This is a genomic window from Streptomyces sp. a15, from assembly GCF_059026085.1.
Genome location: NZ_JBWLKM010000158.1, coordinates 1 through 9,286, shown reverse-complemented (window position 1 = coordinate 9,286; position 9,286 = coordinate 1). Strand labels below are relative to the sequence as shown.

General features: G+C 70.8%; 10 protein-coding genes. 4 read left to right on the top strand and 6 right to left on the bottom strand.

The annotated features are described in order from the left end of the window. Positions 1–504 (top strand): alpha amylase C-terminal domain-containing protein (locus AC5P09_RS50395; protein WP_493880386.1); only part of this gene is annotated, 504 nt, incomplete at its 5' end. A gap of 129 nt (positions 505–633) precedes the next feature. Here AC5P09_RS50395 and AC5P09_RS50390 read toward each other — a convergent pair. From AC5P09_RS50390 to AC5P09_RS50375, 4 genes are all read right to left on the bottom strand, one after another. Beyond that, positions 634–2,856: a HelD family protein gene (locus AC5P09_RS50390; protein ID WP_493880385.1), complete on the bottom strand. Its 2,223-nt coding sequence runs from the start codon at positions 2,854–2,856 to the stop codon at positions 634–636. A gap of 196 nt (positions 2,857–3,052) precedes the next feature. Continuing rightward, the gene (locus AC5P09_RS50385; RefSeq protein ID WP_266448064.1) at positions 3,053–3,367 is read right to left on the bottom strand and encodes a thioredoxin family protein; all 315 of its coding nucleotides are present in this window, start codon (positions 3,365–3,367) and stop codon (positions 3,053–3,055) included. Between the two features lie 14 nt (positions 3,368–3,381). Then, positions 3,382–3,810 (bottom strand): MerR family transcriptional regulator, encoded by a 429-nt coding sequence (locus AC5P09_RS50380; RefSeq protein WP_493880384.1) that lies wholly within the window; start codon positions 3,808–3,810, stop codon positions 3,382–3,384. Between the two features lie 29 nt (positions 3,811–3,839). Next, the gene (locus tag AC5P09_RS50375) at positions 3,840–4,349 is read right to left on the bottom strand and encodes an Lrp/AsnC family transcriptional regulator (RefSeq protein ID WP_493880383.1); all 510 of its coding nucleotides are present in this window, start codon (positions 4,347–4,349) and stop codon (positions 3,840–3,842) included. 45 nt (positions 4,350–4,394) lie between these two features. On the opposite strand from AC5P09_RS50375, the gene AC5P09_RS50370 reads away from it, so the two are divergent. Both AC5P09_RS50370 and AC5P09_RS50365 read left to right on the top strand, forming a co-directional pair. Next, a complete protein-coding gene (locus AC5P09_RS50370; RefSeq protein ID WP_493880382.1) occupies positions 4,395–5,312 on the top strand; it encodes an NAD-dependent epimerase/dehydratase family protein in 918 nt (305 codons plus the stop codon). Position 5,313: 1 nt separating this feature from the next. Beyond that, positions 5,314–6,204, top strand: a complete 891-nt coding sequence (locus tag AC5P09_RS50365) for an aldo/keto reductase (RefSeq protein ID WP_493880381.1) — start codon at positions 5,314–5,316, stop codon at positions 6,202–6,204. 481 nt (positions 6,205–6,685) lie between these two features. On the opposite strand, the gene AC5P09_RS50360 is transcribed toward AC5P09_RS50365, so the two are convergent. After that, positions 6,686–7,819 (bottom strand): RNA-guided endonuclease InsQ/TnpB family protein, encoded by a 1,134-nt coding sequence (locus tag AC5P09_RS50360; RefSeq protein WP_493880388.1) that lies wholly within the window; start codon positions 7,817–7,819, stop codon positions 6,686–6,688. 218 nt (positions 7,820–8,037) lie between these two features. Continuing rightward, complete coding sequence (locus tag AC5P09_RS50355) at positions 8,038–8,670, bottom strand: maleylpyruvate isomerase family mycothiol-dependent enzyme (RefSeq protein WP_493880380.1); 633 nt, start codon at positions 8,668–8,670, stop codon at positions 8,038–8,040. Positions 8,671–8,773: 103 nt separating this feature from the next. On the opposite strand from AC5P09_RS50355, the gene AC5P09_RS50350 reads away from it, so the two are divergent. Beyond that, positions 8,774–9,214, top strand: a complete 441-nt coding sequence (locus tag AC5P09_RS50350) for a MarR family winged helix-turn-helix transcriptional regulator (RefSeq protein ID WP_493880387.1) — start codon at positions 8,774–8,776, stop codon at positions 9,212–9,214. Positions 9,215–9,286 lie beyond the last annotated feature (72 nt).

The window sequence follows — 9,286 nt, the reverse complement described above, 5'->3', positions numbered from 1 at the left end:
CAACTCCTCTTCATGGGCCAGGAGTTCGCGCAGGGCGCCGAGTGGTCCGAGGCGCACGGCCCGGACTGGTGGCTCCTGGACCCCGCGTACGGGGCGGAGCCGGACCACCGGGGCGTGCGGGACCTGGTCCGGGACCTCAACATCGTCTACCGGCACACCCCGGCGCTGTGGCAGCGCGACACCGACCCCTCCGGTTTCCAGTGGGTGGTCGGCGACGCGGCCGAGGACAACGTCTTCGCCTTTCTGCGGTACGACGCGGAGGGCAACCCGTTGCTCGCGATCTCCAACTTCTCGCCGGTGGTCCGCCACGACTACCGCCTCGGCGTTCCGGACGAGGTCCCGGCCTGGCACGAATCCCTCAACACGGACGCGGCGAAGTACGGCGGCAGCGACGTCACCAACCCGGACGTCATCAAGCCGGAGCCGCAGCCGTGGCACGGCCGGGCGGCCAGTATCCGCCTGGCCTTGCCGCCGCTGTCGACGGTGTGGCTGCGGCCGGCGTAGCCCAGTCGCCCTACCGGCCCAAGCCCACCCACCACCGGGGTGAGGGCCACCTTTCGTCCGACCGAGTCGGGTGGTGGGGGGATAAGCCGGGGGTCTGGGGGCGGAGCCCCCAGGGCCACCAGCCCCCACTCAGCCGCAGCTACCGACCAGCGCCTCCGGCAACTCCCCGGTATGCAGCACCCCCAACCGCTGCGTAGCCCGAGTCAATGCCACGTACAGATCACTCGTCCCGTACCGCCCCGGCTCGACCACCAGCACCGAGTCGAACTCCAGACCCTTCGCCTGACGCGGATCGAGCAGAACGACCCGACGGGTCAGATCAGGCTCCGCCCCCGCCGTCACCCCCTCCAACCGAGCCGCCAGCGTCCGGTGCAGCTCCCGCGGTGCGATCACCGCGAGCCGCCCCTCCGCCGGGGTCAGCTCCTCCACCGCCTTGGCCACCGCACCCGGCAGATCGTCAGTGGCGCGGATCCACGGCCGTACCCCCGTGGACCGCACCGAACTCGGCGGTTCGAAGTCCGGGTTCTCGGCCCGCACGACGGCCGCCGCGAGTTCCATGATCTCGGCCGGCGTGCGGTAGTTGACGCCGAGACGGGTGTGCTCCCAGCGGTCCTCGACGAACGGCTCCAGGATGCCCGACCAGGAGCCGACGCCCGCCGCCTCCGCGGTCTGCGCCGGGTCCCCGACCAGGGTCATCGAACGGGTCGGGCTGCGCCGCATGAGCAGCCGCCAGGCCATCGGCGACAGTTCCTGCGCCTCGTCGACGATGATGTGCCCGAACGCCCAGGTGCGGTCGGCCGCCGCGCGCTCGGCGGCGCTGCGGTGGTCGTCCTCCTCATGGCGTTCGGCGAAGCGCTCCGCGTCGATGATGTCGTGCGCGGACAGGACCTCGGAGTCCTCCTCGTCCTTGTCCTCGAACTCGTAGGTGCGGGAGGCGTACGAGACGTCAAGGACGCCCTGCGCATAAGCGACCTGCGTCTCACGCTCCCGCTCCGCCCGCGCCCGCGCCACCCGGTCGTCCTCGCCGAGCAGCTCCGCCGCCTCGTCGAGCAACGGTACGTCCGCCACGGTCCACGCCCGCGTCACCGGGCGGCGGATGGCAGCGGCGTCCTCGGCGCTGACGTACCCCTCGGGTTCAGCCAGGAAGTCCGCGACCAGGCGCTGCGGGGTCACCCTCGGCCACAACTGGTGGATGGCCGACCAGACTTCGGGGTTCTCGGCGAGTTCGTCGCGGATCTGGGTGATGTCGCTCGGGTCGAGGAGGTTCGTCCCGTCGTAGGGGTCCGTGCCGATCCGCTCGGCGACGAGGTCGGTGAGCGTGTTGAGGATGTGCCCCTCGAAGTGCTCGCGCGCCGCGTTGTGTGGGAGCCCCGCGGCACGGGTTCGCTCGCGGGCGACGTTCACCAGTCCGTCGTCCAGCATCAGGATCTCGCGGTCGTGCTCGATCGTGATCACCGGATCGGGCAGCGACTGACGGTCGCGTACGACGGCGGCGAGGACGTCCGCCATGTCGGCACGGCCCTTGACCGCGGCCGCCTCGGGCGGGTCCGTCGCCCGTGCCTTCACGCCGGGGAACAGCTCGCCGACCGTGGCCAGCAGGACGCCGGTCTCGCCCAGCGAGGGCAGGACCTCGCCGATGTAGCCGAGGAAGGCGGGGTTGGGGCCGACGATGAGGACGGCCCGCTTGGCGAGCAACTCCCGGTGCTCGTACAGCAGGTACGCGGCCCGGTGCAGGGCGACCGCCGTCTTGCCGGTGCCCGGGCCGCCCTCGACCACCAGGATCCCTCGGTGGGGCGCGCGGATGATCTCGTCCTGCTCGGCCTGGATGGTCTGCACGATGTCGCCCATCCGGCCGGTGCGCGCGGAGTTGAGCGCCGAGAGCAGGACGGCGTCGCCGGTCGGGTCCTCGTGGCCGGTGCGGGTGGCGTCACCGAGGTCGAGGATCTCGTCGTGCAGGGCGGTGACCCGGCGGCCGTCGGTGGTGAGGTGCCGGCGTCGGCGCAGGCCCATCGGGGTGTGGCCGGTGGCCAGGTAGAAGGGCCGGGCGACGTCCGCCCGCCAGTCGATCAGGACCGGCGTGCGCTCGTCGTCGTCGGCGCGCAGGCCGATCCGGCCGATGTGGTGGCTGACGCCCGAGGTGAGGTCGATCCGGCCGAAGCAGAGCGAGCCGTCCACCGCGTTCAGCGCCGCCAGCAGGCCCGAGCGCTCGGCGACCAGGATGTCCCGTTCGAGGCGGGCCTGCATGGGGGTGTTGCCCTGGGCGAGCGCGTCCGTGACGGAGCCCTCGGTGTCGCCGCGCAGGGCGTCGACCCGCACATACAGCTCGTCGATGAATTGCTGCTCCTGCCGCAATTCAATGTCTTCACTGTCTTGAAAACCGGTGTTTGACAATTCCGCTCCCGCCCGGATATACTCTGCTCACTGAGCTTCTTTGCGACTCAATATCCTTGAAGTCGCGAACCATTGAATATACGCAAAGAAATCCCCCGAGCGCAATTGCTCGGGGGATTTCTGCGTAGCCGGGGCTTGTAGTGCTCACAGCACTTGCTCAGAGCACTTCGGACAGCTCCTCCAGGAGCCGGCGCTTGGGCCGGGCCCCCACCATCGCCTTCACGGGCTCGCCGCCCCGGAACACCATGAAGGTCGGCATCGAAAGCACCTTGTACGCGTTGGTGGTCTCCGGGTTGGTGTCCACGTCCAGCTGGACCACCTTCAGCCGCTCCCCCTCCTCCTCGGCGAGGGCGCTGAGCACCGGCCCCATCTGCCGGCACGGCGGGCACCAGTCGGCGGTGAACTCCACCAGCACCGGCAGCTCCGCTCCGATCACCTCCGCCGCGAAGTCCGCGTCCGTCACCTCGGTCACACCCGCCGCCTTGATCACTTGAGGTTCCTCCCCAGCTCGCACACCGGTTCCGGACCCCCCGGAACCTCCGCCTCGGCCGCCAGCTCGTCCCGCGCCCGCTCCGCCTTCACCAACTGCGCCCCGACCTGCGCGCGCACGGCCTGCAACTCGCCGATCAGGTCGTCCAGCTCCGCCAGCTTGCGCCGGTAGACCTCGAGCGACGCCGGGCACGAGTCGCCCTGCGGGTGTCCGGCCCGCAGACACTCCACGAACGGCCGCGTCTCCTCCAGGTCGAACCCGAAGTCCTGCAGCGTCCGGATCTGCCTCAGCAGCCTCAGGTCGTTCTCGTCGTACGTCCGGTATCCGTTGCCGCCGCGCCGCGCGGGCAGCAGCCCCCGCGACTCGTAGTAGCGCAGCGTCCGGGTCGTGGTGTTGGCCCGCGCGGCCAGCTCGCCGATTCGCATGGGTACGAACGTAAGCCCTGACGCCGACGTCAAGGCAACAGCGGTTTCCGCTCCACCGGAGAGGTCAGCACGATCGAGGTCGTCGTGCGCCCCAGAGCGGAGACGTCTTCGAGAACCTCCTCCAGGTGGACGGTGTCCTGGACCGCGACCTTGAGGATCCAGCAGTCCTCGCCGACCACGTGATGCACCTCGGTGATCTCGGGGCGCTCCATCAGCTCCAGGGTCCTCGGGTGCTTCAGGGTGTAGCCGCCGTGCGGGTTGACGCGGATGAACGCCTGGATGCCGTAGCCGAGCCGGCCCGGGACGACATGGGCGCCGTACCCGCTGATCACGCCCGCCGCCTCCAGCCGCCGTACCCGCTCGGTGACCGCCGCCGGGCTCAGCCGGACCCGGCGGCCCAGCTCGCTGAGCTTGATCCGGCCGTCGGTCTGGAGCAGCTCGAGGATCCGCCGGTCCAGCGCGTCGAAGGCCACCGAGGTTTCGTCGGCGGCGACGCGCGGACGCCGCGGTTCTTTCGGTGCGGCGGCCGGAACTCCCATGGTTCCCCCTTCAGTACGTGCGTGTACGCCGGGAGAATTATGGTCATGGACAAGGCACGAGAGGTATTGGTCATCGGCGGAAACCGCTATTTCGGCAAGCGGCTCATCGCGCGGCTGCTGGCGGCCGGGGACCGGGTGACCGTACTGAATCGCGGATCGTCGCGGCCGCCGGCGGGCGCAATTCATCTGCTCGCCGACCGGAATGACGAGAAGGCGCTGACGGACGCTCTCGGTCCCCGCACCTTCGACGTCGTCGTCGACCAGGTCTGCTACACCCCGCGCCAGGCGGAGACCGCCCGCCGGGTCCTCGCCGGCCGCACCCGCCGCTATGTGATGACCTCGACGGTCGAGGTGTACGAGTACGAGGACTCGCCCACGCTCGTACAGGAGGCGGCCGTCGACCCGCTGACCGTCCCCGTCGACCTCGAACTCCCCTGGGACGACCCGGAGTTCCTGGAGATCCACTACGGGGAGGGCAAGCGGCAGGCGGAGGCGGTGTTCGCGGCCGTCGGCCCGGAGTTCCCGTACACGGCCGTCCGCGTGGCCCATGTGCTGGGCGGCGCCGACGACTTCACCGGGCGGCTGCAGCACTACGCCGACCGGATCCGCACCGGCGAGCCGATCGCCGTGCCGGTCGTGAACCGGCCCGCCACCTACGTCCACGTCGAGGAGATCGCCGCCTTCCTGGCCTGGGCGGCGGGCGAGGACTTCACCGGTCCGGTCAACGCGGCCTCCGACGGTCTGCTGACGACGCAGGAGTTGTGCGAGGCGGTGGCGGCGCACATCCCGGACGGCACGACCGTCCTGCACCCCGTCGAGGTCGGCGAGGTCTCGCCGTTCTCCTTCACCCGCTCCTACGGCATGGACAACTCCCGGGCCGCGCGGCTCGGGTTCACCTTCGGCGACGTACGGCGGTGGCTGCCGGGTGCCGTGGCCGAGACCTTGAGTGAAGGCGGCAACTGACATGAAGTACCGCACACTTGGCTCCGTGCGCGTGAGCGCCGTCGGACTGGGCGCGATGCCCCTGTCCATCGAGGGCCGCCCCGACGAGTCCCGCGCCCTGGCCACGGTGCACGCCGCGCTGGACGCGGGCGTGACCCTCCTGGACACGGCGGACTCCTACCACCTGCCCGGCGCCGAACCCGGCCACAACGAACTGCTGGTGGCCCGCGCGCTCGCCGCGTACGGCGGTGACACGGCCGACGTGCTGGTGGCCACGAAGGGCGGCCGGGGCAGGCAGGCCGACGGCGGCTGGAGTGTGACCGGCAGCGCACGGCATCTGAAGACGGCCGCCGAGGCTTCCCTCAAGCGGCTCGGCATGGAGGCCATCGGCCTCTACCAGCTGCACAAGCCCGACCCCGCCGTGCCCTTCGAGGAATCGGTCGGTGCTCTGCGCGAACTGCTCGACGAGGGCAAGATCCGGCTGGCCGGAGTGTCCAACACCGATGTCGGGCAGATCCGGGCGGCCCGCGAGATCCTCGGCGTCCGGCTGGTCTCGGTGCAGAACCAGTACTCACCGGCCGTACGGGACAGCGAGGCGGAGCTCGCGTTGTGTGCGGAGCTGGGACTGGCGTTCCTGCCGTGGAGCCCGCTCGGCGGCATCTCGCGCAGCTCCCTGGACGGGCCGTCGCGGGTCGAGGCCCTCCGGCGTTTCGGCGCCTTCCACGACGTGGCCGCCGAGCGCGGGGTCAGTCCCCAACAGGTCTGCCTGGCCTGGCTGTCGGCCAAGTCGCCGGTCGTGATCCCGATCCCGGGAGCGAGCCGTCCGGAGACGGTCCGGGACTCGGCGGCCGCGGCGGACCTGGTACTGGACGCGGCGGAACTGGCCCGGCTGGACGGTGCCGCCCGGCCGTAGTGGCTCAACCCATGGTGGCTCAGCCCGGGGCGGGCCGAGGGACGGGAGCGGTGGCCGGGGCGCGGGCGGGGGCGTGCCCGGAACGCGGGGCACACCGGGGCTGGGTCATAGTTGCCGGGGAGGCATTCCGGGGAACGGGCCGGGGCGGGGCCGGATGCACACCGCCGTAGAAGAACCCGCCGCCCTGATCCTCTCGCTCCTCCCCCGGCTTCCAGTCTCGTCGTCGACATCGGTGCCGCCCCACACGCCCAGCGGGCGGCGGGTGAGACGGTCGTGGTCGGAGAGGTTCATCGCGGGCGGCGCGGACGTCCTCCGGCTGCGTGCGCGCCGATTCACGCTCGGCCGCGGCCGTACGAGCTCCTTGGTCACCTTCTCGGCCGTGAACGGCCGAGCCTGTGCACTCGGTCGTTCACACCTTGTCGCGCTCCCGACTGCCCCCTACGACAGGACGGTCACGGGTCGCATCTCCCCATGCTCCGGCTCACGCCGGGGCGGGGACGGGTGTGGTGACAAACACCCACGCCGAGCGAGCGCGGTTACGCACGTTGACCCCGGCGACGTGGTCGGCAGACCCAGCAAGGCCGCACCGACAACAGGAGAAACGGTCCCGGGTGGGCCGGTTGGCCCGCTCGGTATGCCCGCAGCGCGGGCAGCGCTGGGAGGTGTAGGCCGGATCCACCTCCACAAACGGCACCCCGGCCCGGCGGGCCTTGTAGGCGAGATGCTGTCCGAGCTGGTGGAACGGCCATGAGGAGAGCGTGCCCCGCTGATCGCGGCGAAGCCGTACCCGATCGCGGATCCCGTCCAACTCCTCGACGGCGATCCCGCGACCGGTGCGTTGCGCGACGGACACGATCTCCTTGGAAATCCGGTGGTTCACATGCGTGGCATGACGCTGCTCCTTCTTCGAGCGGCGGGCCAGGCGGCGAGTGGCCGAACGGGTCTGCTTCGCTTGCAGTTCGGCGCGTTTGCGGGCCTGCCAGCGCCGGTAGCGGGTAAGGCCCCGTCCCTGGTAGTTGGTGCCGTCGCCAGTGGTGGCCAGGTTGACGATGCCGCGGTCCACGCCGATCCAGTCGGTCGGCTCGTACACCTCGGGATCCGGGACCTCGCAGGTCGCGATCAGGAACCACTTCCCGCCCCGCCCGACCAGATCGGACTCGCCCCTGCGGTACTCGGCCAGCATCTTGAGCTGGTCCGGCGAGCCGGTGTAGCGGATACCGCGCATCCGCCCCTCCACCGTCCAGATGGAGACCGTGCGCGCATCCGGCTGCCACGACAGGCACCGGTCATCGAACGGCTGCGCCGCCTCCGGCCGGAACCCGACAGGGGATCCGGTGGCCTTGCGGTAGGTCTTCGACGACGGATTCCCCAGCCGTCCCGCCTTCAGGCTCGCCGCGAGCGCGCTGTAAGCGTCCACGACCTTCTTCACCACCCGCACCGCAGGCTGCGCCGACAGCCCGAACGCCGCCTTGACGTCCGCGTACACCAGCTTCTGCAACCCGTTGCGATCCCGCGTTCCCGACCCATACGCGACCCGGGACACATAGTCGGCAGCCCGGTTGCAGGCACGCAGGGTCGCCTCCAGCGCCGCCGCCTGCTCCGGCGACGGCAACAGCGACTTCGTATAGGTTCACCCATGCATGCGACCCCACCGCACACGCGTACGACATATCCCGGCTCCGTCGGACTGCGACACAGGTGCTCCGTACCGAACCACGACACCACAGCTCACCCAGCGAAGTGGCCGGGTGGATTCCGGGCGGGTCAACGGAATTGGGGTGACTCTCGCGAGTCTCACAAACAGGGCCGGTCAGCTCTCACACACAGGGCCGGTCAGCGAAGGCCCTCCACACCGGCCAGCTCGCACCACTCCCGAGCCGCATCCGGGCGCCCGGTCAGCAGCAGGAGCAGCGCGGCGATCGGGCCGCGGATCTCCGCGCCGTCCCCGCGCGTCCACTCGATGTCGGTGGCGACGAGCCGGGCCTTCGGCAGCGGCCAGGGCCTGGGCGGCACCCGCATGGTCCACACCCGGTCGGCGGCGTCACGGGCGGCTTCCGGGGGCATCTCCCGCCTGCGGCCGAGAGCCAGGGCGATGTCCTGGCCGTGCACGAGGATGTCGAGGAGCGGCTCACGGGGCGAGGTGGTCGGTGCGAGGCGGCGGGAGCCGACGATCGCACGGAGGTTGGCGACGATCCCGGCGACGGGCGACTCGGCCTCGCGGACCGCCGAGTCGTGGATCATCCGGTCGAAGCTGCCGCGGGCACGGACGAAGGCGCCCAGGACGTCCTTGTACGTGAAGCGCGCGGCGATGGTCAGATGTGCGGCGACGTCCCTCACCCGCCAGTCCCCGCACCGCGTGGGCGTCTCCCACTCCTCGGGGCTCAGCCCCTCCAGCAGGTCGGCCAGGGCCGCCCGCTCCCGGTCGACGATCTGCCAGCGCTCGTCGGTCCCCAGCACCGTGTTCATGGGAGTCACCCTGAATCACCCACCCCAGCAAGTGGTAAGCTTCTCTGACCAAATTAGTCAGAGACTCTGACCAATGTCAAGCAGTGCGCAGGAGGCGTCGGCCATGGTGGCGGAGAGCGAGCTCAACACGGGCGTGCTCCTGTTCCTTCCTTACCGGGCCCTGGAGAACCGGGTCTTCGCCGCGCTCGCGGAGGCCGGTTTCGACGACTTCACGCCCGCCCAGGCCCGCGTCATGCAGCGCATCGGCCCGGACGGAACCCGGCTGACCGAGCTGGCCGAGCAGGCCCAGATCACCAAGCAGACCGCGGGCTTCCTGGTCGACCAGTTGGAGAAGGCGGGCTACGTCACCCGCGTACCGGACCCGACGGACAAGCGGGCCCGGCTGGTGCGCGGGGCGGCGAAGGCGTGGGCGGCCAAGGAGGTCGCCGACGCCGTGGTCGCCGAGGTCGAGCGGGAGTGGGAGGAGCACCTCGGCAAGCGACGCATGAAGCAGCTGCGCGAGGCGCTGACACTGCTGCGGGAGATCACGGATCCCTGGGTCTAGGGGGTGTTTCGAAAGTCCTGTGCGGTGCCCGCGGTGTCCGGTGCGTGCTCTCGGTGTGCCGGACGGAAGGCC

Bases quoted from the DNA above. Each gene is read 5' to 3' on its own strand.
- AC5P09_RS50355 (WP_493880380.1), bottom strand. From the start codon at position 8,670: ATGAACACGGTGCTGGGGACCGACGAGCGCTGGCAGATCGTCGACCGG.
- AC5P09_RS50370 (WP_493880382.1), top strand. From the start codon at position 4,395: ATGGACAAGGCACGAGAGGTATTGGTCATCGGCGGAAACCGCTATTTC.
- AC5P09_RS50350 (WP_493880387.1), top strand. From the start codon at position 8,774: ATGGTGGCGGAGAGCGAGCTCAACACGGGCGTGCTCCTGTTCCTTCCT.
- AC5P09_RS50375 (WP_493880383.1), bottom strand. From the start codon at position 4,349: ATGGGAGTTCCGGCCGCCGCACCGAAAGAACCGCGGCGTCCGCGCGTC.
- AC5P09_RS50365 (WP_493880381.1), top strand. From the start codon at position 5,314: ATGAAGTACCGCACACTTGGCTCCGTGCGCGTGAGCGCCGTCGGACTG.
- AC5P09_RS50380 (WP_493880384.1), bottom strand. From the start codon at position 3,810: ATGCGAATCGGCGAGCTGGCCGCGCGGGCCAACACCACGACCCGGACG.